Origin of the sequence: Rhizobium leguminosarum, assembly GCF_019798305.1 — a bacterium.
GTDB lineage: Bacteria > Pseudomonadota > Alphaproteobacteria > Rhizobiales > Rhizobiaceae > Rhizobium > Rhizobium leguminosarum_U.
Genome location: NZ_JAAXDD010000002.1, coordinates 43,927 through 68,617 on the forward strand (window position 1 = coordinate 43,927; position 24,691 = coordinate 68,617).

At 62.6% G+C, this 24,691-nt stretch carries 20 protein-coding genes, 2 pseudogenes and 1 riboswitch; of the genes and pseudogenes, 4 read left to right on the forward strand and 18 right to left on the reverse strand.

Annotation, left to right across the window (positions count from 1 at the left end):
* Positions 1-30: 30 nt before the first annotated feature.
* The 12 genes from HFO99_RS03545 to cobU all read right to left on the reverse strand — a co-directional run bounded on the left by HFO99_RS03545 (position 31) and on the right by cobU (position 13,519).
* On the reverse strand, positions 31-462 hold the full coding sequence (locus HFO99_RS03545) for a L,D-transpeptidase (protein ID WP_222359322.1): 432 nt from the start codon (positions 460-462) through the stop codon (positions 31-33).
* 147 nt (positions 463-609) lie between these two features.
* Complete coding sequence (locus tag HFO99_RS03550; RefSeq protein ID WP_018074603.1) at positions 610-810, reverse strand: hypothetical protein; 201 nt, start codon at positions 808-810, stop codon at positions 610-612.
* Positions 811-1,115: 305 nt separating this feature from the next.
* Positions 1,116-2,096, reverse strand: coding sequence for an adenosylcobinamide-phosphate synthase CbiB (gene cbiB / locus HFO99_RS03555; protein ID WP_222336071.1), 981 nt, complete (start codon positions 2,094-2,096; stop codon positions 1,116-1,118).
* Positions 2,093-3,178, reverse strand: a complete 1,086-nt coding sequence (locus tag HFO99_RS03560) for a threonine-phosphate decarboxylase (RefSeq protein ID WP_222359323.1) — start codon at positions 3,176-3,178, stop codon at positions 2,093-2,095. Before HFO99_RS03560 ends, cbiB begins: the two co-directional genes overlap by 4 nt.
* Complete coding sequence (locus tag HFO99_RS03565; RefSeq protein WP_222359324.1) at positions 3,175-4,482, reverse strand: cobyrinate a,c-diamide synthase; 1,308 nt, start codon at positions 4,480-4,482, stop codon at positions 3,175-3,177. Before HFO99_RS03565 ends, HFO99_RS03560 begins: the two co-directional genes overlap by 4 nt.
* Entirely contained in the window at positions 4,479-5,318 is an 840-nt protein-coding gene (gene cobA / locus HFO99_RS03570) for a uroporphyrinogen-III C-methyltransferase (protein WP_222359325.1), read from the reverse strand. Before cobA ends, HFO99_RS03565 begins: the two co-directional genes overlap by 4 nt.
* A gap of 187 nt (positions 5,319-5,505) precedes the next feature.
* Positions 5,506-6,456: a nucleoside hydrolase gene (locus HFO99_RS03575; protein ID WP_222359326.1), complete on the reverse strand. Its 951-nt coding sequence runs from the start codon at positions 6,454-6,456 to the stop codon at positions 5,506-5,508.
* A 120-nt stretch (positions 6,457-6,576) separates the two neighbouring features.
* A complete protein-coding gene (locus HFO99_RS03580; RefSeq protein ID WP_222359327.1) occupies positions 6,577-7,005 on the reverse strand; it encodes a cobalamin biosynthesis protein in 429 nt (142 codons plus the stop codon).
* 114 nt (positions 7,006-7,119) lie between these two features.
* The gene (cobO, locus tag HFO99_RS03585) at positions 7,120-7,770 is read right to left on the reverse strand and encodes a cob(I)yrinic acid a,c-diamide adenosyltransferase (protein ID WP_222359328.1); all 651 of its coding nucleotides are present in this window, start codon (positions 7,768-7,770) and stop codon (positions 7,120-7,122) included.
* On the reverse strand, positions 7,767-11,951 hold the full coding sequence (gene cobN / locus HFO99_RS03590) for a cobaltochelatase subunit CobN (protein WP_222359330.1): 4,185 nt from the start codon (positions 11,949-11,951) through the stop codon (positions 7,767-7,769). Before cobN ends, cobO begins: the two co-directional genes overlap by 4 nt.
* Before the next feature lie 4 nt (positions 11,952-11,955).
* Positions 11,956-13,005: a cobalamin biosynthesis protein CobW gene (cobW, locus tag HFO99_RS03595; protein WP_222359332.1), complete on the reverse strand. Its 1,050-nt coding sequence runs from the start codon at positions 13,003-13,005 to the stop codon at positions 11,956-11,958.
* A gap of 4 nt (positions 13,006-13,009) precedes the next feature.
* Positions 13,010-13,519: a bifunctional adenosylcobinamide kinase/adenosylcobinamide-phosphate guanylyltransferase gene (gene cobU, locus HFO99_RS03600; protein WP_222359334.1), complete on the reverse strand. Its 510-nt coding sequence runs from the start codon at positions 13,517-13,519 to the stop codon at positions 13,010-13,012.
* A gap of 553 nt (positions 13,520-14,072) precedes the next feature.
* Positions 14,073-14,470: riboswitch (cobalamin riboswitch) on the reverse strand.
* A 253-nt stretch (positions 14,471-14,723) separates the two neighbouring features.
* On the opposite strand from cobU, the gene HFO99_RS03605 reads away from it, so the two are divergent.
* A complete protein-coding gene (locus tag HFO99_RS03605; RefSeq protein ID WP_222359337.1) occupies positions 14,724-16,514 on the forward strand; it encodes a chloride channel protein in 1,791 nt (596 codons plus the stop codon).
* 4 nt (positions 16,515-16,518) lie between these two features.
* Here HFO99_RS03605 and HFO99_RS03610 read toward each other — a convergent pair whose 3' ends face one another.
* From HFO99_RS03610 to HFO99_RS33255, 4 genes and pseudogenes are all read right to left on the reverse strand, one after another.
* The gene (locus tag HFO99_RS03610; RefSeq protein ID WP_261323018.1) at positions 16,519-17,727 is read right to left on the reverse strand and encodes an adenylate/guanylate cyclase domain-containing protein; all 1,209 of its coding nucleotides are present in this window, start codon (positions 17,725-17,727) and stop codon (positions 16,519-16,521) included.
* Between the two features lie 169 nt (positions 17,728-17,896).
* A complete protein-coding gene (locus tag HFO99_RS03615) occupies positions 17,897-18,118 on the reverse strand; it encodes a DUF1127 domain-containing protein (protein ID WP_222359339.1) in 222 nt (73 codons plus the stop codon).
* Between the two features lie 189 nt (positions 18,119-18,307).
* A complete protein-coding gene (locus tag HFO99_RS03620) occupies positions 18,308-18,583 on the reverse strand; it encodes a DUF4242 domain-containing protein (protein WP_222359341.1) in 276 nt (91 codons plus the stop codon).
* Between the two features lie 2 nt (positions 18,584-18,585).
* Positions 18,586-18,867: pseudogene (locus HFO99_RS33255) on the reverse strand (hypothetical protein); the annotation flags it as partial.
* Positions 18,868-19,148: 281 nt separating this feature from the next.
* Between HFO99_RS33255 and HFO99_RS33780 the strand changes: the two are divergent.
* The gene (locus tag HFO99_RS33780) at positions 19,149-20,276 is read left to right on the forward strand and encodes a helix-turn-helix transcriptional regulator (RefSeq protein WP_315860466.1); all 1,128 of its coding nucleotides are present in this window, start codon (positions 19,149-19,151) and stop codon (positions 20,274-20,276) included.
* On the opposite strand, the pseudogene HFO99_RS03635 reads toward HFO99_RS33780, so the two are convergent.
* Positions 20,266-21,034: pseudogene (locus tag HFO99_RS03635) on the reverse strand (SDR family oxidoreductase). The gene HFO99_RS33780 and the pseudogene HFO99_RS03635 overlap by 11 nt on opposite strands.
* A gap of 88 nt (positions 21,035-21,122) precedes the next feature.
* Positions 21,123-22,577, reverse strand: a complete 1,455-nt coding sequence (locus tag HFO99_RS03640; RefSeq protein ID WP_222359887.1) for a cobyric acid synthase — start codon at positions 22,575-22,577, stop codon at positions 21,123-21,125.
* 667 nt (positions 22,578-23,244) lie between these two features.
* On the opposite strand from HFO99_RS03640, the gene HFO99_RS03645 reads away from it, so the two are divergent.
* Together HFO99_RS03645 and HFO99_RS03650 are read left to right on the forward strand one after the other, a co-directional pair.
* Positions 23,245-24,246 carry a glycine betaine ABC transporter substrate-binding protein gene (locus tag HFO99_RS03645; RefSeq protein WP_222359345.1) on the forward strand — a complete coding sequence of 334 codons (1,002 nt, stop codon included), beginning with the start codon at positions 23,245-23,247 and terminating at the stop codon, positions 24,244-24,246.
* Positions 24,247-24,266: 20 nt separating this feature from the next.
* Complete coding sequence (locus tag HFO99_RS03650; RefSeq protein WP_222359347.1) at positions 24,267-24,620, forward strand: hypothetical protein; 354 nt, start codon at positions 24,267-24,269, stop codon at positions 24,618-24,620.
* Positions 24,621-24,691: the final 71 nt, after the last annotated feature.

Here is a 24,691-nt window from a genome sequence, read left to right on the forward strand (position 1 = left end):
CGAATATCGGGGTCAGGCGCTGATCCGGGATCAGCGCGTGATCACGACGCGGGTATTGGCGAGGCCAGCCTGTCGCGCCAGCGAGAAGAACTGGGCGGCATTATCGGGATGCAGGCGAACGCAGCCATGCGAGGCTGGCCTGCCCAGACGCTTCAAATCGAAGGTGGCGTGAACAGCGTAACCGCCGTTGAAGAAAACCGCAAACGGCATCGGCGCATTGTCGTATTTGCGCGAGCGATGATCGCGCGACAGCCACTTGGCGCTCCACGAACCGGTCGGCGTGACATAGCCGTTGCGCGCGGTTGAGACCTTCCAGCGATACTTGACAAAGCCGTTCTCGGAAACGGTCATCATCTGCTTGCCGATGCTAATATTGGCGACCAGCGTTGCTGCCTGAGCGGCAACGGGAGAAAACTGCAGCAATAAATTTGCGGCCGCAGCCGCCAAAATCGTCTTCATCATAACCCCTCTTCGAACTCGCGCAGCTTAATTGCGCTCTCACGAAAGAGAGACTACGGCAATACTTATTATATTGCTTTAATCCGAATGGTAATCACAATTTTAACGAGCCAAAGCGGGAGCTGGCGCCGGAAGATAGCGGCACCTGCCTCACTGGAGTTTGCGCGCCGCCGAAGGTTTCTTGAGCCCTTGGTAGGCCTTGTTCATCTTCTCGCGGATCGAGGCCATCGTGCCGAGATTATGCCCGCAGGCCGCACAGGTGATGATGTCGGTCTCCCGGATCTCGGGCCGCTCGAACTTCATCTTGGTGCTCTTGCACTTCGGGCACGGTAATTCAACCTGAACTGTCATCGCTCTGCTTCCGGTCTGATGGAGATATGAGGCGGTCGGAATAAACGTTTGAGTGGGAGCTGTCTACCGGGCAGCTTGGGTGTGCCGTGTCGCCCCCTCTGCCCTGCCGGGCATCTCCCCCACAGGTGGGGAGACTGGCTGGGCGCAACGGTTTCCCCAAACAACGACGGCATTGCCATTCTCTGCCGGCAGAAAGTGACCGACGATCCAACCTCCTGCCGATCTCCCTCCTTGTGGGGGAGATGCCCGGCAGGGCAGAGGGGGGGTGCCGCGGCACAACCCTACATCCCGCCCCATGGATCAAACTACAGAAAACACAAAAACAGCCCGAAGGTGACCCCGGCGAGTACCATGCAACCGGCGTAGAATACCGATACGCCGTCCTCGATGTCGCCCGACGTCGCCATGTCGCGGCCGGTGTCGTTGATCATCGGTTCGCGCACGATGACGCCGCCATAGATGCGCGGCCCGGCGAGTTGGACGTTCAGCGCCCCCGCCATGGCCGCCTCCGGCCGGCCGGAATTCGGCGAGCGGTGCAGGGCCCCGTCGCGCATCGCCACGCGTATCGCCTCACGGCCGGCGCTTGTTCCCCGCCGGATCCAGGCGCCGGCGGCAATCAGCAGGATGGAGAGGCGCGCGGCCGGCCAGTTGGCGACATCGTCGAGTCGGGCGGCAGCCCAGCCGAAGTCGATGTATTTTTCCGACTTATGGCCGATCATCGAATCCGCCGTGTTCAGCATCTTGTAGGCGAAGAGCCCCGGCAGGCCGAAGACGGCATACCAGAGCGCCGGCGCGACGACGCCGTCGGAGAAATTCTCGGCGAGGCTTTCAATCGCCGCGCGGCAGACGGCTGGCTCGTCCAGCGTCTCGGGATCGCGTCCGACGATGCGGGAGACGGCGGCCTGCCCACCGGCAAGCCCCTCGTCGCGTAGCGCGACGACGACGGCCGCGACGTGATCGGCAAGGCTTTTCTGCGCCAGGAAGATCGCCACCAGCCCGGTCTCCAGCAAGATGCCGACAAGGCCAAACAGCGCGAAGAACCGGTTGAACGCGAAGCCTGCGGCCAGCGTCAAAAGAAGCAGCCCCACGATGGCGGCGATACCGTTCATTCGGCGTTGCGAGCCCGAGAGGCTTGCTGGGTTGAGCTGCCGGTCGGCATAGGAGATTGCCGCGCCGAAGACGACGACGGGATGCGGCATCCGCGACCACAGCCATTGCGGATCGCCGGCGATCCGGTCGAGCAGCAGCGCCAGAAGCAGTACGAGAAGGTTTTCGTCGATCGTCATCGCTCAAATCTCTGAAGGGCTTCGCCAAGCCGCCTGTCTGCCGCCGGATCGGGCGTCAGCCCGAAACGCAGCCAATTCGGCGCATAGTCGAACTTGCGGACGAGAATATGATGGCGGCAGAGATGCGTGTAAATGTCGCCGGCTCTCGCATCGGCGACAAGGGTGAAGAGTGCCGTTCCTCCAGCCATCCGCAACCCCGCGCCGTTCAGCATTGCATGCAGGCCGGTGCAACGTTCATTGATGCGGCTGCGGATAGCAGAAACGTCCGATCGCAGCAGCGAACCTGCAATCGAAAGGGCCGGTCCGGAGACCGCCCAAGGTCCGAGCCAGTCTTCGAAACGCGCGAGAATATCGCCGCGCGCAATCGCAAAACCGAGCCGGAGGCCGGCAAGTCCAAAGAACTTGCCAAAGGAGCGGAATATGATGAGGTTCGAAAGCTGCGGCGCACGGGATGCAAGGCTGAGCGCTGGATCGGTATCACCGAAGGCTTCATCGACGACAAGAAACCCGCCTGCTGCCTTCATCCTGCCATGCAGGGCAATCAGCATTTCGGCCCGCCATGCCAGCCCATCAGGATTGTTCGGATTGACGATGACAGCCAGCCTATGCCCGGCTCCGATCGCAGCAATATCGTCGACCGCATCGACGGCAAAACCGGCCGAGGCGAAGGCGCGCGCATACTCGCCATAGGTCGGCGATATCACGGCAACCTTGTTGTCCGTCACGGCGATGCTATCGTCCGTCACGGCGATCCTGTTGTCCGTCATATCGACTCGCTCGCCCGTGACGCCAACCAGCCTGCCCGCCTCGACCAGACGTGGCAGAAGCTGGATCACCGATTGTGTGCCGGGCACTGGTAGTGGCAGAATCTCGCCGCTGCCGTAGTGGTCGCGCGCCGCGCGCCTTGCCTCATCGACGAGGTGCCTGTCCGGCAGGCGGTGCCAGGCTCGCGCCGGAATGTCAGGCAGCGGGACGGGGCACGGATTGATGCCTGTGGAAAGATCGAGCCAGTCTTCCGGGCTGCCGCCGAACGCGGCGGCGGCCACGGCGATGCCACCGCCATGGGTGATCGGTGTGCTCATGCGGAGGCTCCGGCCAGATCGATCAGATGCATGTAGGAGCCCGCCACCTGCTCGCGCCGCAGCCCGGCCATGCCGAGATCGGTTCCGAGCGCATCCTGCACTTGAAAAAGCCGCTTGCCCTCGCCCTCTGAGACGACGCTGGAATAGTGGAATTCATGGGCCGTCATCATCCGCGCGAAGAAGGCGCCGTCGAGCGGCACAACACGGCGATAGCCGAGATGGCGCTTTCGCTCCGCATAACTGGTGACGACGGGCAGCAGGCCGAGCATTTCGTGGCGCTGCCCCTCCGCATCGATCAGCCCGTCGCCAAGCACCATGTAGCCGCCGCACTCGCCATAGATCCGGATGTTGCGCGCTGCCGCATCGAGCATGCCGGCGCGGAAATTCTGCGCCTCTGCAAGTCGTCCGGCATGCAGCTCTGGATAACCGCCGGGCAGATAGATCGCATCAGCATCCAAAGCCGGCGCCTCGTCGGCGAGCGGCGAGAAAAAGGAGATCGCAGCACCCCGGCGGCGCCAGCCGAGCAGCATATGCTCGTAGGAAAAGGCAAAGGCGACATCGCGGGCCACGGCGATGCGTGCGCCCAGCGGCGGCAACCGGTCGATATTGGCGGCCGACGGCCGGTTGAGCCCCTGCTTTGCGATGCGCAGCAGGAACTCAAAATTGCATTCCTCGGAGACCGCATCCGCCGCATGGTCGATGAATGCGTCGAGCCTGGCATGTTCGCCGGCCTGGACCAGCCCGAGATGGCGCTCCGGCAGGGAAAGCCGTTTGTCGTTGCCGATGACGGCGATGACGGGCATGCGGATAGCCTCCAGCGCCTGCCGCAGCATCGCCTCGTGGCGGTCGCTGCCGACCTTGTTGAGGATGACGCCGGCAACGCGGACATCGGCACGGAAACCGGCAAAACCGGAAACCAGCGGCGCCACCGATTGCGACATGCGCGAGGCGTCGACGACGAGCACCACGGAAAGGCCGAGCTGGGCGGCAAGATCGGCTGCCGTGCCCCGCCCGTCGGCTGCTCCGTCGAAAAGCCCCATCATCGCCTCGATGACGAGAATGCGGTCGCCGGAGCGGTGAAGGGCGGCATTGGCCGAGATCAATTCCCCACGCATCGCCCAGGGATCGAAATTCAGGCAGAGCGTGCCACTCGCCGCCGCATGGAAGGCGGGATCGATATAGTCGGGGCCGGCTTTGCCGGGCGCGACCGCAATGCCGCGCCGGCGAAGCGCTCGGAGCAACCCGAGCGTTACCGTCGTCTTGCCGGCACCGGAGGAAGGGGCTGCGATCAGGAGGCCGCTCATGCTCGCACCCTGCCGGACCGGCGAAACGGATCGGGTTGCAGCCGCCGTCCAGCGAGTGCGCCGAGCCAGTCGAGCGAGGCCCTCAGCCGCACCACCTCGCCGACGACGACCACCGCCGGCGGCTCCAGCCCGGAGACAGCAACGGCCTCGGTCGCCTCTCCAAGCGTCGTTTCCAGCACCTGCTGCCGGCCGGTGGCGGCATTGCAGACGAAGGCAACGGGTTCTGACGGCAGCCGGCCGGCGGCCATCAGGCGGGCGCTGATCTCGGCGATATGTTTCATCGCCATGTACATGACGATGACGGGCGAACCGCGGCCGATCGCCTCCCAGTTGATTCTGTCGGGCACGATGCCGGAGGAATCATGACCGGTGAGGAAGGTCACGGCATGGTTGATGTCGCGATGCGTCACCGGAATGCCGGCATAGGCGAGCCCACCGATACCGGCGGTGATGCCGGGCACGATGCGGAAGGGGATATTGTGTTCGACCAGCGTCAGCGCCTCCTCACCGCCGCGGCCGAAGACGAAGGGATCGCCGCCCTTCAGCCGCAGCACCCGCTTGCCGGCGCGCGCCAGTTCCACCAGCCGCAACGAAATGTCGCGCTGTTTCGCCGAAGGCTTGCCGCCGCGCTTGCCGGCATATTCCACCAGCGTTTCCGGCCGCGTCAGCCCCAGGCATTCCTCGTTGACCAGCGCATCGTGGACGATGACGTCGGCCTCGGAAAGCCCCTTGGCGGCAAGCAGCGTCAAAAGGCCGGGATCGCCGGGACCGGCGCCGACGAGCCAGACGTTACCCGGCTCAAGCACCGGAAGATGGGAGAATGCGGCATTGATCATCCCGCTGATCTAGGCCCCGTAAGGGGTAAGGTCAACGCCGTCAGCACCGCCTCACTCGAAGTTGCTGAGATGACCATGACTCACTTTGCGAGGAAGCGGAGTCAAATCCTCGGGAATTTCGAATAACACTATGAATTATTGTGGTATTGTCGCAGAGCCGGCTGCGCCGCAGCCGGCTCCCAAGCGGTCAGGCAGCAAGCAGCGTGTCGCGGATGAGGTCGATGACCTTCTCTGACTCGATGCCGGTGCAGACGATCTGGCTCGGCAAGCCGTCCCAGTCGCCCGGCGGAAAACGCCGGCCGTCCGGCCTGACGATCGTCTGACCGTCGGCGATGCCGCCGCAGACGACGCGCACCGCACCCGATATCGATGAGAACAGCTCCGGCACCACGACATAGACGCAGGCGCAGCTATCATGCACCATCATGCCGTCTTCAACCGCGTGTTTGTAGAAATCGATGTAGGACTGCGAGAGTGCGTCGAGCTGCTTGACTGCCTTGTCACCCCTGGCCGCCATCTCGCCGAGATAGCTGCGGCTCATCGTGGTGATCGCGGTGACGTCGAGGCCAATGACGGCGACCTTCCAGGGCGCGGTCATGACGATGTCGGCAGCCTCAGGATCACCGTGGATATTGGCCTCGGCGACCGGCGAGACATTGCCCGGCACATAGAAATTGCCGCCCATGATGACGACGTCCTTGGCCAGCGTCGCAATCTCGGGATCTTCCTTCAGCGCCAGCGCCAGGTTGGTCATTCGGCCAACGGCGACGAGTCGCACTTCACCCGGATGGGCGCGGACCGTGTCAATGATAAAGCGATGCGCCGGGCGCGGATCGAGCGGCAGGTCGATCATCTCGGGCACGTCGATATCACCGAGGCCGTTGTCGCCATGCACCATGGCCGGCCACGGCCGCTCCGCGCGCGAGGAATCAATGGTGACGCTGGCGCCTTTGGAAACGGGTGCGGGAATATTCCATTCGCGCTTGAGGAAGAGCGCATTGCGCGTCGTCGTCTCGACCGAGGCGTTGCCGAAAACCGTGGTGATGCCGAGAAGGTCGATTTCGGGATGACGATGCAGGAAGAGAAGCGCCATGGCGTCGTCGACGCCAGGGTCAGTGTCATAGATGACCTTGTGCATGAGATATCCTCTAGATGTGAATCGTGAAGCAGCCGGGCGGCGCCGCGAACTGCGCAACCATAACGCCAGAGAATGATGCTGAAAAGTGTGAGCGGTTTTCAGACGACATCATGCTCTATTTTATTGATTTGATACGAATTCCGCGACCCGCTGTGCCAATGCCGCCGTCGCATGCGCAGATTTGATCTTGGCAACCGCAAGCTCGGCCGAGGCGCCCGCTGCCGCTAACGCTGCCGCCTCCGCAACGCCATGGCAGCCGACGCGGGCAAAGACGATCTCCGACGGGTTCTTCAGCCGCGGCGTCTCCCCTTCCAGCCGTGCGGCGCTAAAGAATACCGCCGGCACCGAGAAATGCGCCGCCACCGCAAGCACCGCCGGCTCGCTCCTACGGCTATCGATCGAGGCAACGGCCGCCAGCGCCTCCCCACTGACCCCGGCCCTACGAAGCGCCTGCTCGGCTAGCGCCAGCATCTCCTCTGCCGGCGTGCCACGCTCGCAGCCGAGCCCGAGCACGAGGCGCCGAGCGGTGTCGAATCGGATTTCATCCATGCCGAATAGCCAACCAAAATTCCAACGGACACTCTCTCACGTGAATGTTTAGAGGAGAGCGCGAGGCCCACAACGCTGCTGGCGCGCTTTGCCGACAGGAGCCGATCCTGATGTTCAGAACTCTACACCCGGCTGGCCCTTGATGCCGGAGCGGAAGGGGTGTTTGACGAGTTCCATCTCGGTCACCAGGTCGGCGATCTCGATCAGTTCCTCCTTGGCGTTGCGCCCGGTCAGCACGACATGCGTCATATGGGGCTTCTCGCTCTTCAGGAAAGCGACGACATCGTTGACGTCGAGATAGTCATAGCGTAGCGCGATGTTGATCTCGTCGAGCAGCACCATGGAATTGCGCTCGTCGCGGATCAGCTCCTTGGCCTTTTCCCAGGCGGCCGACGCTGCCGCGACATCGCGAGCGCGGTCCTGGGTTTCCCAGGTGAAGCCCTCGCCCATCGTGTGGAACTGGCAGAGATCGGAGAAATGCTTCTCGATCAGGTCACGCTCGCCAGTCCACATTGCGCCCTTGATGAACTGCACGACGGCCGACGGCTTGCCGTGGGCGATGTGACGGAAGATCATACCGAAGGCGGCGGACGACTTGCCCTTGCCCTTGCCGGTATGGACGATGATCAGCCCCTTGCCGTCCGTTTTGGTCGCCATGATCTTGTCGCGCGCGTTCTTCTTCTTCGCCATCTTCTCGGCATGGCGCGCATCGTCCTTGCCAACTCCGCCTCCTGCGATCTCGCTATCAGGGGTCTCGTCGCTCATTGGGTCACCTCATTCTGTTGTGTAGCAGCCAGGTCGAACCGGGCCGAATTGCTGCGCGGCGTCCAGAGGCTACGGTCGATCGCTTCGAGCAGCCGCTCCTTCATCTCGTCGAACGCCGCCGGGTTCTTCTCGATCATGAAATCGCGCACGCCGGGATCGCCAACGAAAGCCTGGTAAACCGCCTCGAAATGATGTTCGCCGACCGCACCTGTCGTTGCTGCGAAGGCGAAGAGATAATCGACGGTGGCAGCGATCTCGGCGGCACCCTTGTAGCCGTGGCGCATGACGCCCGATATCCACTTCGGATTGACGACGCGGCCGCGCACGACGCGCCCGATCTCCTCTTCCAACGAACGGATCACCGGCTTTTCCGGCCTGGAATGGTCGTTATGATAGATCGAAGGGCGCGCGCCGGCGAGCTGCTCGGCGGCGGCGGCCATGCCGCCCTCGAACTGGTAATAGTCGTCGCTGTCGAGCAGGTCGTGCTCGCGATTGTCCTGGTTCTGGATCACGGCCTGCACCGAGCGCAGCCGCTCCTCGAACAGGCCGCGTTCGGCCCTGCCCTCCTCGCCGGCGCCGTAGGCATAGCTGCCCCAGACGAGATAGGCCTCGGCGAGATCGGCGCGCCGCTCCCAGCCCTTTTCATCGATCAGCGCCTGCAGCCCGGCGCCATAGGCGCCGGGCCTCGAACCGAAAACGCGGTAGCCCGCCCGGCGCTTTGCCGAGACTTCGTCCAGGCCGGCGGCACCAAGCCTTGCCGCCTCGCCGCGCATGCGCTCGGCAATGGGATTGCCGGCAGCATCCTCCTCTAGCGCGCCGACAGCGCGGATCGCCTTGTCGAACAGTGCGATCTGCTCGGGAAAGGCATCCCGGAAGAAGCCGGAAATGCGGAGCGTCACATCAACGCGCGGCCGCCCGAGCATCGCCGGCGGAATGATCTCGTAGCCGGTGACACGGCGCGAGCTCATGTCCCAGAGCGGCTTGACGCCGATCAGCGCCAGGGCTTGGGCGATATCATCGCCGCCGGTGCGCATATTCGACGTGCCCCAGGCCGTCAGCCCGAAGGAAACAGGCCACTCACCGTGATCCTGCACGTAGCGGCGCACCAGCAGCTCCGCGGATTTCTTGCCGAGTTCATAGGCGGCCGGCGTCGGCACCGCACGGCTGTCGACGGAGTAGAAATTCCGTCCGGTCGGCAGTACGTCAGGACGCCCGCGCGTCGGCGCACCGGAGGGTCCGGGCGCGACAAAGCGGCCGTCGAGGCCCTTGAGCAGAGCTTCGATTTCGGCGGGGCCGCAGGCGAGGATGGAAGGCTTGAGGCGGGTTTCGATCTCGGACAGCACCAACCCGGTTTGGGACCAGAAGGCCGGGCACTCTATCTCTCCGGAGACGAACTTTGAGGCGAGCAGTTCGATGCGCTCGACCGTGTCGCCGTTCGTTCGCCATGGGGCATCGAGGATATCGGCGAGAATCTCAGGACGCGGACCGGCCCAAGGAGCGGCCATGTTGCAGTCGAGAGGGTCGAAGATGGAGGCACCCCCCTCTGTCCTGCCGGACATCTCCCCCACAAGGGGGGAGATCCGCAAGTCGCCTGGGTTTCCCGCAAAAAGAACGTTGGAGGATGCCGCAACTTCGGCCGTGGATATGGAGCGAGACCCTTCATCCCCGATCTCCCCCCTTGTGGGGGAGATGTCCGGCAGGACTGAGGGGGGTGACCCCCGCACGCCGCCGCCCACTCCCGCATCCGCCGCAATCGCCCGCTGCAGACTCGCATCCCCACCCTCACCCAGCCCACGCGGTACCCGCGCCAGCGCCACGGTCAGGTCCGTCAAGAGCCGCCCCTCGGGCGACACGCCGAACACATGCAGCCCATCGCGGATCTGCATTTCCTTGAGGTCGCAGAGATAGGCGTCGAGCTTCTTCAGCGCCTCGCCCTCGCTTTCGCCCTTGGCGATACCGGCATCCCGGTCGAGACCGATATCGGTCACGAGATCGAGGATCTGGCGGCTGAGCAGCCGGATGCGGCGGGGATCGCCGCCAGACGCCTCGTAATATTCGTCGACCAGCGCCTCCATATCCTTCAGCGGCCCATAGCTCTCGGCCCGGGTCAAAGGCGGGGTCAGATGATCGATGATCACAGCAGCACTTCGGCGCTTGGCCTGCGTGCCCTCGCCGGGATCGTTGACGATGAAGGGATAAAGGTGCGGCAGCGGCCCGAGAATAGCCTCGGGATAACAGCTTTCCGACAGCGCCAACGCCTTGCCCGGCAGCCATTCGAGGTTGCCGTGCTTGCCCATATGGATGACGGCATGGGCGCCGAATTCGCGGCGCAGGAAAGCGTAGAAGGCGAGATAACCGTGCGGCGGCACGAGATCCGGCGAATGATAGCTCTCTTTCGGATCGATATTATAGCCGCGTGCCGGCTGGATGCCGACGAGTACCTCGCCGAAACGCGCGAAAGGCAGGGCGAAGACGCCCTCGCGAAAATATGGATCGTCTTGCGGATTGCCCCAGCGGGCTCTCACCTCATCCTGAATCTTATTGGGAAGAGATTCCAGGAAGCTGTTGTACAGACTCAGGGAAAGCGTTTCGCGGATGATCTTTCCGTCGGAACCGGAATTGGTCGGCCCTTCCATCAGGTGGCGGATCAGCGCATCGCCGTCGGCGGGAATCTCGGCGACCGGATAACCTGCCGATCGTATGGCGCGAAGCACCTCGATGGTGCCGGCCGGCGTATCCAAGCCGACGCCGTTGCCGAGCCGACCGTCCCGGTTCGGATAATTCGCCATGATGAGCGCGATGCGCCGGTCGCGCGCTGACCTCTTCCGCAGCCGCGCCCAATTGGCGGCAAGCTCCGCAGTATAATGCACCCGGCCAGCATCCGGTTCGCTGGCGACAATATTCGTCTCGACCAGCGCATCGTAGCGCGCCGCCGTCTTGAAGGAGATCGCCCGCGCCAGCACCCGGCCATCGACTTCAGGCAGTGCCACGTTCATGCCGAGATCGCGCGCCGACAAGCCTTGCGAGGAAGAGAGCCATGCCTCCCTCGACGTGGCCGACAGGATCGCCTGCAGCACGACCGCCTCATTCGCCTCCAGCACCGTCGGCTGCCGGTCCGCCCCCGGTGCCGAGACGGCAAAGCCCGTCGTGTTGATGACGACATCAGGTTTCAGCGCCGAAAATACGCTTTCGAGAATGCCTGTGGAAACCGGATCCTTGAGGCTATAGGCAAAGACCGGCAGCGGGCGCAGGCCGAGTGTCGTCAACTCTTCGATCAGAGCTTCGATCGGCCCGGTCTCGCCGCTTTGGACGAGCGCGCGGTAGAAGCTGATGGCGACGATGGGGGAAGACGGTTCGAACGCCACCTCTTCCGCCGAACTTGAGATACCCCCCTCTGTCCTGCCGGACATCTCCCCCACAGTGGGGGAGATCAAGGATGAGAGGCCTCGCTCCATCTCATGCGCCGAAGGTGTTGAGGCATTTTCAAACGGTTCTTGTGCAGGAAGCCCAAGCGACTTGCCGATCTCCCCCCTTGTGGGGGAGATGTCCGGCAGGACAGAGGGGGGTGCCACACCCAAAGACATCTGTGAAGGTGTCGCAGCAACCCGCCGCCACTCCTCAACCCCAATCAACCCCCGCCCCGGCCACCAGATGCCGGCCTTCATCAGCGGCACCGCCGGCGCAGGCTTTTCGCCATCCGCCAGCATCGCCTCGGCATAGTCGAGAAAGGCCTGCGTATTGGCATCGCCGCCCTCGATCAGATAGGCCCAGAGCGCGTTGAGATCGTCCAGATCAACATTGGAGAACGGTACCAGCCCCGCATCCGGCCTGGCATCGCCCGGCAGCACGGCGATCAGCGCACCGGCGCGGGCGGCAGTCGCATGCAGCGCTTCCAGCGCATAGTGGAAATAGCTGGCGCCGCCGAGTGCGCGGACGATGATCAGCTTGGCATGCCGCGCCGTGCGCTCGACATAGGTATCGACCGACATCGGATGCTTGAGGCTCATCAGGCTGGCGAGCCTCAGCGAAGATACTGTCCGGCGATCGCGATGGGCGTCGGCGATCGCGGCAAGCTCGCTGTCGGCCGCCGACAGGAACAGGATGTCGCCCGGCGTCTGCCCGAGGTCGATTGCCTCCTCGCCGTCGCCGATCGTTCCCTGTTGAGCCAGAAGCAGATGCATCGGGTTACGCCAGCGCTTCGATCGCCGCCCTCACCACGCCCTGATCCATTTCGTGCAGGCCGATGACGACGAGGCGCGTGCCGCGCTTTTCACCGGGCGCCCAGGCGCGGTCGAAATAATGGTCGATGCGGCTGCCGACGGCCTGGAGCTGCAGGCGCATCGGCTTGCCTGACACATCGACGAAACCCTTGAGCCGCAGCACGTCATGGGCAGCAATGATACCCTTCAGCGCTTCGACGAAGCCAGCGGGATCGGCAATGGCTCCGAGCTCGACAACGAAGCTGTCGAATTCGTCATGGTCGTGCGGCGCACCGTCCTCGTGCTCCAGCTCGTGATGCGACTTGCGATTGGCGACATCGTCCTCCGTGCCGATGCCGAGGCCGAGCAGAATGCCGGCCGACACCTCGCCGTTCCGTGCCTCGATCATGACCGGCTTGCGGACGGTGCGGGAGGCGACCTCGTCACGCACCCTGATGAGGCCCGCCGCGTCGATCAGGTCGGTCTTGTTGAGCACGATGAGGTCGGCGCAGGTGAGTTGGTCCTCGAACAGCTCCTCGATCGGGCTTTCGTGATCGAGCGATTCATCCTCGGCGCGGCGCGCATCGACGGCATCAGGATCGTCGGCGAAGCGGCCGGCGGCAACGGCAGCACTATCGACCACCGTGATGACGCCATCGACGGTCACCTGGGTGCGAATGTCCGGCCAGTTGAAAGCAGCGACTAGCGGCTGCGGCAAAGCAAGGCCCGAGGTCTCGATGACGATATGGTCGGGCCGATGTTCGCGCTCGAGCAGCTTGGTCATCGTCGGAATGAAATCATCGGCGACGGTGCAGCAGATGCAGCCATTGGTCAGTTCGATGATGTCGTCCTCGGTGCAATTCTCCGCACCGCAGCCCTTCAGCACGTCGCCGTCGACACCGAGATCGCCGAATTCGTTGATGATCAGCGCAATCTTCTTGCCGCCGGCATTGGTGAGCAGATTGCGGATCATCGTCGTCTTGCCGGCGCCGAGGAAGCCGGTGATGACGGTTGCGGGAATCTTCTGCTGGTTCATGGACTTAACCCTTCATTTTCAGCGACAGGCCTGCCGCGATGAAATAAACTTCGGCGGCCTTCGCCGCGATCGATTGGTGCAAGCGGCCGGCATGATCGCGAAAATCCCGCGCCATGCGATTGTCGGGCACGATGCCGAGACCGACCTCATTGGAAACGAAAACGAGGCGCGCCATCGCGGCGGGCAGGAAATCGGCAAGGGCGCCAAACTCCGCCGCCATCTCACGCTCCTCCAGCATCAGATTGGTGACCCAGAGCGTCAGGCAATCAATCAGCACGATGCGGCCTTCGCCGTCGATGGCGGCGAGTTTGCCGACAAGATCGAGCGGCTCTTCATGCGTCGTCCAGGACGGGCCGCGGTCGAATTTGTGTTGGGCGATGCGCGCCTGCATCTCCTCGTCCCAAGCGCGGCCAGTCGCAAGGTAATGGCGGTCGAGTTCGGTAGCCGTCACGAGGTCTTCGGCAAAGCGCGACTTGCCGGAGCGCGCGCCGCCCAGGATGAAGGTGGCGGTCATATTCAAACGCCCCTCAGGGAGAGTGCGTAGCCGTGGCTTTCTCCGAGTGCATCTGTGTCGGTTACTGAGGGTGTGACACCCCCCTCTGTCCTGCCGGACATCTCCCCCACAAAGGGGGAGATTGAATCGCCGAGAGCTTTTCTCCAAACAATTGATGTAGGCCGACGGTCGTGCTGCTTGCCGATCTCCCTCCTTGTGGGGGAGATGTCCGGCAGGACAGAGGGGGGTACCCAGCATTCGACATAAGCGGCCGAAAGCGCTCCTCTTGCAGCGCTGCTTGGAGGCATCGCGCGGCGCCACCCACCACCCTCATTCCTGTGCTTGTCACGGGAATCCAGCCACGGCGCGTCCGCGCCGTGAATGTTTCCGTGCCGCCGAGAAATGATTCTCCTGTGCCCAAGGACTTGGGCACACTGGATTCCTGTGACAAGCACAGGAATGAGGGAGGAGAGGAAAGCGTCCCTCCATCGCGCCGCGCCAGGCCGCGCCGAATTCAATCGTTCAGCCAAGACAACCTCCGTGCTGGCAACGGGCATAGTGCCCAGGTGTGGGCTTCTCGCCCGGCACGCATGGCAGGTCTCCTGGCTCGCGGTTATCGGCCGCGATCGGGGCAGACCGGAAACCGGTCGCCCTGATCGTGCCAGCAGATCATCCTCGCCTTCCCGGCTGCATCAGTGAAAAGGTGGACGATTCGTAGACTTGAGAGGCGTCCGACCCCGGTTGATCACCATGCATATCCAGTGGCTTTTCCGGCATGTCGTCCATCCCGCCCGCTTGCATTATTGCAAGCCGCCGGCCGGAAGGGCTTAGTGCCGGATGGAAGACCCTGACCGCTCTACAGTCGCGGGGTCGGCTGTGATGAAGGCGCCCGGCTTGGGTCCGCCCCGTCACATTCCCTTTTCATCCGGAAGGGCGTAACACCGATCCGGAACCATCCGTTATGTCAGGATGGTCAGTCGACCATCCGTTATCGGGATGGTTAGGCAAGCGCAGGGGTGAAGTCAACCTGCCTTGGCGGTCGACCAGTTGACGGCCAGCCGGTATGCCCGCTCCAACACGACTTACTCTACCTAAAACATCGTCATTTATCAGAGACTTACGTCACAAATATTTATCCAAGCCGCCGGGTTTTCGCCGCAATTGCGTCGCAAGCGGACTGCGCCTTCGCCCTTGACCGGGCCTCTCCCTGCCTAGTTGTCTTGCCATGCTTATGAAATTGGATCGGCGCCGTTTCCGCGCGCTGCGTGTTTTCTTCGATCCGGGACGCCTGCGGGCGCTGACCCGCCGTAGCGAGGTCGGCCTGTCGCTGGCGGGCGCCGTCGTCGGCATCATCTCGGGTCTTGCCGTCACCGGCATGAGCTACGTCTCCAACGAGCTGCATCAGCTGGTCTTCGGCATCGCCGACAGCGAACGGCTGAGCGCGTCCGAGATCGAGAACAAGATGCTGCTGCTCACCGCCCCCGTCATCGGCGGCGCCCTGCTCGGCCTGTTGCTTTTCGTGCTGGCGAAACGGCGCAAGAAGCCGATGGTCGACCCGATCGAAGCCAATGCGCTGCATGGCGGCCGACTGTCCCTGACGGATAGCATCATCGTTGCCGTGCAGAACCTGATCTCCAACGGTTTCGGCGCCTCGGTCGGCCTGGAGGCCGGCTATACCCAGCTTGCCGCCGGCCTCGCCTCGAAATTCGGCCTGAAGCTGCAGCTTCGCCGCTCGGACCTGCGCACCCTCGTTGGCTGCGGCGCGGCGGGCGCTATCGCCGCCGCCTTTAACGCGCCGCTGACCGGTGCTTTCTATGCTTTCGAGCTGATCATCGGCACCTATACGATCGTCTCGCTGACGCCAGTCGTCGTCTCCGCCCTTGTCTCCACCCTGATCGCAAGGCTGCTTGCCGGCAGCGATTTCACCATCGATATCGGCAGCTTCGGCTCGGTCGTGCCGGCAGATTATATCCCGGCGCTGCTGCTCGGCGCTTTCTGCGCCGGTGTCGGCATCCTGATCATGCAGGGCGTCGCCTTTGTCGAGGAGCTGGCGCGCAAGAGTTCGATCGCCCCGCCCTTCCGCCCGGCACTCGGCGGCATCATCGTCGGGCTCTTGGCGATGATCTCGCCGCAGGTACTCTCGGCCGGCCACGGCGCGCTGCATCTCAACCTTTCCCGTGAGGTGGCAATCCCGACGCTGATCGGCCTCTTCCTCTTGAAATCCTTCGCCTCGGCGATCTCGATCGGCTCCGGCTTCAGGGGCGGGCTGTTCTTCGCCTCGCTGTTCATGGGCGCTCTGCTCGGCAAACTCTTCGCCTATTGTGGCCCCTATTTCGCCGATGCGACGCTGACGCCGGTCATCTATGCCGTGGTCGGCATGAGTTCGCTTGCCGTCGCCGTCATCGGCGGGCCGCTAACGATGACGTTCCTGGCCCTCGAAATCACCGGAGATTTTCCGATCACGGCACTGGTGCTCGCTGCCGTTATCACCTCCTCGCTCGTCGTGCGCTCGACCTTCGGCTACTCCTTCGCTACATGGCGCTTTCATCTTCGCGGCGAAAGCATCCGCAGCGCCCATGATGTCGGCTGGATCCGCAATCTGACGGTCGACAAGCTGATGCGCGCCGACGTCAAGACGGCAAGGACGGGCATCTCTCTGGAGGAATTCAAGCAGGCCTTCCCGATCGGTTCGACTCAGCGCGTCATCCTCGTCGAGGAGAGCGACAAATATGCGGGCCTCGTGCTGGTGCCGGAGATCTACGCCAACCCGACCGACGTGCAGGACGAGGGCAAGACGCTTGCCGATTTCATCCACTACCGAAACGATTTCCTGCAGCCGCAGATGAATGCCAGGCAGGCAGCGGCGATCTTCGACAAGAGCGAAAGCGAAGCACTCGCCGTCGTCAACAACCTGATCGAACGCAAGGTGATCGGCCAGCTCAGTGAAAGCTATACGCTGCGCCGCTACAGCGAAGAACTCGACCGTCGCCGCCGTGAGGTGTCAGGCGAGATCTGAGCCGCTATGATCCGGGGCCGGCGAGCTTGAACACCTCTGCTCGCTTCGAAACGCCGCGCAATTCAAACGAACCCAGATACTCGCAGGCCACAGCGCAGGTGGTCGCGAAGCTCTCCGACATCAGCAGGTCTTGCTCAAGCATGCCGCAGAGCTTTTCAAGCCGCGAGGCCTCGTTGACGGCGCTGCCGATGACCGTGAAATCAAGCCTGCCGCGCGCGCCAATATTTCCATAGAAGACCTCACCGAGATGCAGCACGGCATCGATGCCGATGTCAGGACCTCCATCATTCCTCCGCTGACCGTTCAGCACCTTGTTGGCTTCCAGGATATCCCTCGCGGAAGCCAGTGCGGCCATGCACGCCTTTTGCTGGTCTTCGGCATCGGTCGGAAAGATCGCCAACACGCTGTCGCCCATGAACTTGAGGATCTCACCGGAATTCTCCTCGACATGCCGACCGATCAGCTCGAAATGCTCATCCAGAAACCCGGCGATTTCGCCTGGCTGATAGACTTCGGTCAACGCCGTAAAGTTTCGCAGATCCGCAAGCAGGATCGCAGCATTGATGGAGCCACCCTTTCCTCTCTGGATCTCGCCTGCGAGGATGCGCGCGCTCGTCTTGGCGCCCGTATAGACGGCGAGGATATCCGCAGCGGTTTTCGAGGCCGCGATGCGGTAGCAAGCCAACCCCAGCGCCGGGAAGAGCTTCGCCATGATCGCCAGTTGATCGTCAGAAAATCCGCCCGGCCTGTCACTTGTGAGAGACAGACTGACCCCGCGCAGCGCGGCCTCCTTCGGGAACTCGAGCAGGCTGACCAGGTGATCCGTGCCGCCGCCATGCGCGAATTCCGCAAGCTGCGGGTAGTCATCGACACCCTCACCCTTGGCGATGTTCCAGCGACCTGACGTTTCGCCACGGCCCAAAAGAAAATAGATCGGGGTCTTCTCGAAATTCAGCACTCCGGCAGTGCCATATTCGGCATTCTCGATCGTGGTCGCACCGCCTCGCACGAAATTCGCCGAGACGCCGCCATACGTCGGATGAATAGACGGCATCGAAATGCTTCCCCGCCAAATCGGAAAGCCATCCGCGATCAGACGATCGCACAATCCCGCTATCAGCTCGCCAATATGCTCGGCTGTGATTCCTTTTTCTATAAGCCACTGAATATGAACGTTAATTTGAGAGCCTCCACACAGAATCGAGAGCCGCAGATAAGCGCCAAGAGAGCAACATCGCGCATCCCATTCATTAGACTGCTTCGCATCGTTATACCACTCCTGGGCGAGTGGAAGCGATGCGGAATCTATAGATGACAACGGGGAGCGCCAGTGCTTTTCCTCCACCGTTCGGCCTCACTTCGATATCTGAAGGGCTGCTCGGTTAGCGGAATCTGTTCCAGTCTCCGTCTCGCGAGGCGACGAACGGGATCTCGCCTCTCGACACCGCAATGTCCTTCAGCATGTGGTCCGACAACGCGCCAAGCCGATTTTCCACCGATCGCCGTCGTCGCCACAGCATGAGGCTAGGAGCCGGAGAAAACAGCCGCAGCACCGGTTTGCGCAGTCGCAGTTCGAACCCGCCTGACAAGAGCTTCTCGTTCATGATCGTCCCCGTGAAGTCGTGCGCCGATCACAAAGATCGGTGCGCCCTGTGAGCCGGTCGGCGCCTCGTCCGCCGGCCGGCTCCCGCGCCCCAAGCGCAGACCTCGAAATCGAGATCGGTTTGGTGAAAGGGCTATGCGCGGATTGAAAAGCGACAGAGCGTGGTTGGCACGCCCTATCGAACGCGACCTTAACGCGCGGCCGAATGAGGGCCGATGAGCGTGGTGATCTCTGTCACGCGGTCCGCCGGAAAGCCACCCTTTTCAGCGCGCCGATAGACCGCTTCGGCGCTCTCAGCCTCATGAACGCAGTACATCTTGTCCCCGGTCACATAGCTGGTGATCCAGGTATAGGGTTCGCCGAGGGCGGCCACGACGGCGTTGGATTTCGCGGAGATCTCGCGCAGGGTTTCCTTGTCCATGTCCCCAAGACCTGGAATGTTTCGTTCGACAACGAATTGCGGCATTGTTTTATCCTTTTGTCAGGCTCGTACATCACGGCCTCCGGCTTGGAGAGATCAACGGCCTCATTCTTGATGAGGTCGGCATTGACATAGTGGATGCCCATCGCGCCGCCATCGATGCCGCTGGTGCATGGGATCGGCGAATAGCCTTCCTTGACGGCCTGGTTGACGTCACGGAATCGCGCATTGGCCTCCCGGACCTGTTCCGGCAGGCCGGCGCCGAGCGCTGCAGCCGGAAGAACTGCCATAATGAGAGGCGCCGCGATTGGCGCTTTTGTCGCTTTCATAAACATTGCCTCCAATTTCTGGTTGTCCGAGCCGATTGGATTTCGGCTGACAGTGCGTTGTAAAAAATCTGCACGATCAAACATCTCCCGCGTGGGGGATGAAATCACTCGCAAATCCCGGAAATGAAGGCGCCACGGCCGGCAACAATTGACCGCGCAGGCCGGGCTGATGCAGGATTGTGATCATGGAACAGCAGCTGTCGGAAATTATCGGCGCTATTTATGATTGCGTGGCCCGGGAGGATGCCTGACCAAACGCTCTTCGTCTGATCAATGGTCAGGTGAATGGTTTTCTAACCACGCTTGCCGTCTTCGACACCACCACGCGGTCTGCACGGCTGGCCCAGATCGCCTGCGACGACGCAGAGGCCATCCGCACCCTCGTCGCGCATGCGAAGGACGTGCCGTTCTTCCACCTTCTCCACCGAATGGAAATCGATCAGCCGGATACGCTGGAGCGGATGTTTTCCCTCTATGGACCCGATGGCGAAGCCGTCTGGAAGAGCGGTGCGCTATACCGGAACTTTCATGCCAGATATGGGGTTCTAAACTCGATCGACATGGCCGTGCTGAAGCGCCCGACCCGTGTCGGGACGATCAACATTTCAGGGCAATACGAACCGAGCGAACGACGCGTCTTCGACATCGTCGGGCTGCTCGGTCCGCATATCCGCCGTGCCGTAACGATCCACGACATGTTCGAGATGGAGCGCGCCGAAGCCGCCGTCCTCAGGGAGGTCATCGGCGCCCTCGATCATGCGGTCTTCATCGTCGCCGAAGACATGACAATCCTCTTTGCCAATGAAGCCGCCGAAGCACGGCTGCGCGAGCAGCAGGTTGTCCACTCGCTTTCGGGCCGGCTGGCCGCTCGCTACGGATATGCAGGCGCCGCCCTTTCCAATGCCGTGGCGCTTGGCGCGCGCGACGAAATCAGTCTCGCAGCCGCCGGGATCGATGTTCCACTTGCCTCGGCGGAACGCCCCGCCGTCGCTCATGTTCTGCCGTTGCAGCGGCGCACAGAAAGGGGACGCTTTGAAAGCCGGACGGCTGCGGCGATCTTCCTCGCCGCGGCGGGAACGGTGATCCAGTCGGCCGTCGAGGCCGTTGCGGCCCTTTTTGCTCTCACGCCTGCCGAACGGCGCGTGGTCGGCTACGTGTCCGAAGGCATGACGCGATCCGAGATCGCAAATGCACAGGGCGTTGCCGACGGCACCGTGAAATCGCAACTGGCCGCCATCTACGACAAGACGGGAGCGGAAGACCAGCGCAGCCTGCAGCAGCTCGTACGCGAACTCAGCCCGCCTGTCAGGCGTGCGGAAGACGTCGACATTAAACCTCAGCCGATCGGCGGAAGACGCGAAAAGGCGCTGGCGCCGCCGAACCTTCGGGAATCGCCGCTTACATCCTGACCGTCATGCCGCCGCCGACCGTCAGCACATGGCCGTTGACGAAGGAGGCGGCGGCGCTTGCAAGAAACAGCGCCGCGCCGGCGATCTCATCCGGCCGTCCCCAGCGCTGGACCGGGATGCGCTGGCGCATGAAGGGCATCAATTCCTCGTCCGCAGCCATCGCCGCATTCGTCTCGGTGGCAAACCAGCCGGGCGCAATTGCGTTGCTGGTGATGCCGTACGGGCCGAACTCGACCGCCATGCCGCGCATCAGTCCGGTCAGTCCCTGCTTGGCTGCCGGATAGACGCAATCGCCGGGCATGACGACATGGCCGCTGATCGAGGTCACCGCGATCGCGGCCGTGATTGCGTCGCTTCATCAACACGGCAGCGTCGCGCGAAAGCGTCATGGCCGCCGCCAGGTCGGTGCGCAGCAGCTCGATAACAGCATCATCGTCGAATTCGGCCAGCGGCCGCCTGTCGCGGGCGCCGACATTGTTGATAAGAATATCCAGACGACCATGGATCTTGTCGATATCGGCCATCACAGCACGCTGAGCCTCGCGGTCGGCAATGTCGAATGCGGCGGCCTCCGCCGTGCCGGCCGCGGCACGGATGGTCTCTACGGCGCCTTCCAACGTCGCCGCCGTGCGTCCGTTGACGATGACATGCGCACCGGCCTCTGCAAGGGCGCGCGCCATCTCGAAGCCCAGACCACGCCCGCCGCCGGTCACGAGCGCCACCTGCCCTGCCAGTGAAAATCTATCCAATACGCTCATAGTTTTCGTCGCTCTCAGCCGGGTCCGTCGCGACAATTAATGTCAACTAATTTGGCAATAGCCGAACGACGGCGGTTCGAGGTGCGGCCTAACCGAGCAGCCCGGCCAGCCAGTGCGGATCGAGATGACATTCCAATTCCTCGGCGACGTCGTCGAGCGCCTGCTCGACGCTCTCGCGGTAATTCCTCGGCTCGCCTGATAGGCCGAAGCTTTGAAGCAGTCGGGCGCGATAGGCGTCGCTGCCGAAGAGCCCGTGCAGATAGCTGCCCATGATCCTGCCGTCGGCCGAAATCGCCCCGTCGGGCGCGCCGTCGATGATCGCCGAAGGCCGATAGCAATCCGGGCCGCGGGTGATGCCGAGATGGATCTGGTAGCCGGCAAGCGGCGTGTCGTATTCGGTCGAGCGGGCCTGGCTGTTGCGCACGGTTTTCTCCGATGCCATCTCGGTCTCGATGTCGAGCAGCCCAAGCCCCGGCATCTCGAGCGTCCCGCCCTCGATGCCGAGCGGGTCGCGCACCATGCGGCCGAGCATCTGATAGCCGCCGCAGATGCCGATCACCCGGCCGCCGCGCCTGACATGCGCCTGGAGATCTCGATCCCAGCCGTGGGCACGGAAGTCGGCGAGATCCGATATCGTCGATTTCGAGCCGGGAAGCACAACGAGGCTCGCATCGGCAGGTATCCGCTCGCCTGATCGCACGAAGACCAGCTCGACGTCCGGCTCGGTCTTCAGCGGATCGAGATCGTCGAAATTGGCGATACGCGGCAGCACCGGCACGGCGATCTTCAGCGCGCCCGTCCCGCCCCTCGCCAGCCGTTCGAGCACGGCCGAATCTTCGGCCGGCAGGCGCGCAGCCCCCCTCAGCCAGGGCACGACGCCGAAACACCGCCAACCGGTAAAACCTTCGATGGCGCGGATACCGTCGTCAAACAACGAGACGTCGCCGCGGAACTTGTTGATGATATAGCCCGAGATCATCGCCCGGTCGGTACTGTCGAGGATCGCATGCGTGCCGACCAGCGAAGCGATGACGCCGCCGCGGTCGATATCGCCGACAAGCACGACCGGCACGCCGGCGCGCGTCGCAAAGCCCATATTGGCGATATCGCCGGACCTGAGATTGATCTCAGCCGGCGATCCGGCGCCCTCGACGATGACGAGATCGGCGCCATCGGCCACTCTTTCGAAGCTTTCGAGCACAGCGCCGAGCAACTGAGGCTTCAGCCGCTGGTAATCGCGTCCTTTCGCCTGCCCAAATACCCTGCCCTGCACGATGATCTGGCTGCCATTTTCCGATTGCGGCTTGAGCAGCACAGGGTTCATGTGCACTGAGGATGGCGCGCGGGCGGCCAACGACTGCAGCCACTGCGCGCGACCGATCTCGCCGCCATCATCGGCGACCGCCGCATTGTTCGACATGTTCTGTGGCTTGAACGGCCGGACGGTCAGCCCGCGATTGGCCGCCAACCGGCAAAGGCCCGCAACCAGAACCGTCTTGCCGACATCCGAGCCGGTTCCCTGCAGCATGATCGCTCTTGCCATGATGGCCCGCATTCGCCTCTCGTTCAGGCGAGGCCTACAATGGGCGGCAACCTCGGGTCAAGCTTGACCCGGGTCAAGACCTGGCCCGGCGCTAGACTTGGCCCGGCGCTAGACTTAACTCGGTGCAAGTTCCCACACAAACGCGAAAACCGCGCATGGCCTTGGCTCTGCGCGGTTTGCCGAAAACTCAGGCGTCTTCGCCCTTACACGGCGAAGCTCGCTTTCTCCAGTACGCACTACCTGAACCGGAGAAGCGGCGGTCATTGCTGCCACGCCCCAACTGATAACGGCACATTCTTACCGGAGAGTTATTGAAGGCTTACGCAAATGTTAATTTTGATCTTTTTTGACATTCTTGCCAAAATTTCTGTCGAAGATCCGCCGCCGGTCGCGAAAAGCGTGCATTTCGCCGGAGGGCGCCATTTTCGGGATGCCGACATAAATTCTTCGAATTCAATAATTTAGTCACGCAACCATGAGCAGAAGATGGTTGATTTCTGCGAGCGAACGCGTAGGCTTCATCAAAATGCGCCATTGTTGAACAATGGCCTGCCCATGAACCGGAAAGTCTTGCCGTATCGCCCGGCAGGCACTGTCCCTTCGGGTGCCGGAGAGATTTGTCGGTGGATTTCAGAGCCTGCGCGTCCGCCTAAGAAGAATTCGGGGAATGACGATGAAGACGTTTCTGATTCCGGCCGTCTTTGCTGCGGCTCTTTCTACCGTCGCGCCGGCTGAAGCTGCCGAATGCGGCAGCGTTTCGATCGCCGAAATGAAATGGGCCTCGGCAGGCATTGCGGCGAGCTTCGACAAGATCATCCTGGAAAAGGGATACGGCTGTTCGGTCGCCATTGTCGATGGCGACACTCTGCCGACCTTCGCCTCGATGAATGAGAAAGGCACCCCCGACATCGCCTCGGAATACTGGATCAATTCCGTCAGGTCCCTGCTCGATCAGGCCGTCAACAGCGGCCGGTTGGTGCAGGGGGCCGAAATCCTGGCTGACGGCGCCGTCGAGGGTTGGTGGATACCGAAATTCATCGCCGACGCCCACCCCGACATCCGCTCGGTCGAAGGCGCGCTGAAACATCCCGAACTCTTCCCCGCCGAGGACGACCCGTCTAAGGGCGCAGTTTACAACTGTCCCGCCGACTGGAGCTGCCAGATATCAACCACCAACCTGTTCAAGGCGCTTGCCGCCGACAAGAAGAGCTTCGAGCTTGTCGAGACCGGCAGTCCCGAACGGCTCGATGCGTCGATTGCCCGCGCCTTCGACAACAAGATCGGCTGGCTTGGTTATTACTGGGCGCCGACTGCCATCCTCGGCAAATACGACATGACGCGCCTGAGCTTCGGCGTCGGCCACAACAAGAGCGAATGGGACCGCTGTACCGCGGTTGCCGGCTGCGCCAGGCCCGAGCTCAACTCCTACCCGGTCTCGCGCGCCTTCACACTGATGACCAGGTCCTTCGCCAGCCGCGCCGGGCCTGTCACGACCTATCTCAAGACCCGCAAATGGGACAATGCGACGATCAATCAGGTGCTCGCCTGGCAGGACGAAAACCGCGAAAGCAATGAGGATGCCGCGATCTATTTCCTTCGCAATTACGAGAGTCTGTGGACGAAATGGGTGCCAGTCGAGGTAGCCGAGAAGGTCAAGGCGAGCCTATAACGGCAAAAACACGATCAAGCATGGACGATTTGATGATTCCCTTTCCCGACCGCGATACCGTTGCGGAAAAGCTCGCCGCGCTATCGGAGACCGACAAGTCGTATCTGGCGCTACTCATGGAAAACGCTGCCCAGGACGACAACCTGCTCAACGGCCTGCGCCGCCATCTCGATCTTGCCGCCGGATCGCGTTTCCTGAACTCGCTGAAGCTCGAAAATTTGGGATTCTGGCTCGGAACCCAGGCGCCGGACCGGTTGCAGATCCGGCTGACGGAAACTGCCCGCTCCAGCCAGCATCCCGCCCACCAGGCCTTCCGGATCGGTCTCGACCGATCCGGCGGGCTGGAAAAGGCTTATCCCCCGGTCACCCCTTAGGATGATCCGAACTCGGTTATTTGATCCGGCTCCGGCCGATAGCTGATCCCGCGGTCAGTATCTGATCCGGC

Coding starts and splice junctions, on each gene's coding strand:
- HFO99_RS03545 (WP_222359322.1), bottom strand. CDS start 462: ATGATGAAGACGATTTTGGCGGCTGCGGCCGCAAATTTATTGCTGCAG.
- HFO99_RS03550 (WP_018074603.1), bottom strand. CDS start 810: ATGACAGTTCAGGTTGAATTACCGTGCCCGAAGTGCAAGAGCACCAAG.
- cbiB (WP_222336071.1), bottom strand. CDS start 2,096: ATGACGATCGACGAAAACCTTCTCGTACTGCTTCTGGCGCTGCTGCTC.
- HFO99_RS03560 (WP_222359323.1), bottom strand. CDS start 3,178: ATGAGCACACCGATCACCCATGGCGGTGGCATCGCCGTGGCCGCCGCC.
- HFO99_RS03565 (WP_222359324.1), bottom strand. CDS start 4,482: ATGAGCGGCCTCCTGATCGCAGCCCCTTCCTCCGGTGCCGGCAAGACG.
- cobA (WP_222359325.1), bottom strand. CDS start 5,318: ATGATCAATGCCGCATTCTCCCATCTTCCGGTGCTTGAGCCGGGTAAC.
- HFO99_RS03575 (WP_222359326.1), bottom strand. CDS start 6,456: ATGCACAAGGTCATCTATGACACTGACCCTGGCGTCGACGACGCCATG.
- HFO99_RS03580 (WP_222359327.1), bottom strand. CDS start 7,005: ATGGATGAAATCCGATTCGACACCGCTCGGCGCCTCGTGCTCGGGCTC.
- cobO (WP_222359328.1), bottom strand. CDS start 7,770: ATGAGCGACGAGACCCCTGATAGCGAGATCGCAGGAGGCGGAGTTGGC.
- cobN (WP_222359330.1), bottom strand. CDS start 11,951: ATGCATCTGCTTCTGGCTCAACAGGGAACGATCGGCGACGGCGAGGAG.
- cobW (WP_222359332.1), bottom strand. CDS start 13,005: ATGAACCAGCAGAAGATTCCCGCAACCGTCATCACCGGCTTCCTCGGC.
- cobU (WP_222359334.1), bottom strand. CDS start 13,519: ATGACCGCCACCTTCATCCTGGGCGGCGCGCGCTCCGGCAAGTCGCGC.
- HFO99_RS03605 (WP_222359337.1), top strand. CDS start 14,724: ATGCTTATGAAATTGGATCGGCGCCGTTTCCGCGCGCTGCGTGTTTTC.
- HFO99_RS03615 (WP_222359339.1), bottom strand. CDS start 18,118: ATGAACGAGAAGCTCTTGTCAGGCGGGTTCGAACTGCGACTGCGCAAA.
- HFO99_RS03620 (WP_222359341.1), bottom strand. CDS start 18,583: ATGCCGCAATTCGTTGTCGAACGAAACATTCCAGGTCTTGGGGACATG.
- HFO99_RS03640 (WP_222359887.1), bottom strand. CDS start 22,577: ATGGCAAGAGCGATCATGCTGCAGGGAACCGGCTCGGATGTCGGCAAG.
- HFO99_RS03645 (WP_222359345.1), top strand. CDS start 23,245: ATGACGATGAAGACGTTTCTGATTCCGGCCGTCTTTGCTGCGGCTCTT.
- HFO99_RS03650 (WP_222359347.1), top strand. CDS start 24,267: ATGGACGATTTGATGATTCCCTTTCCCGACCGCGATACCGTTGCGGAA.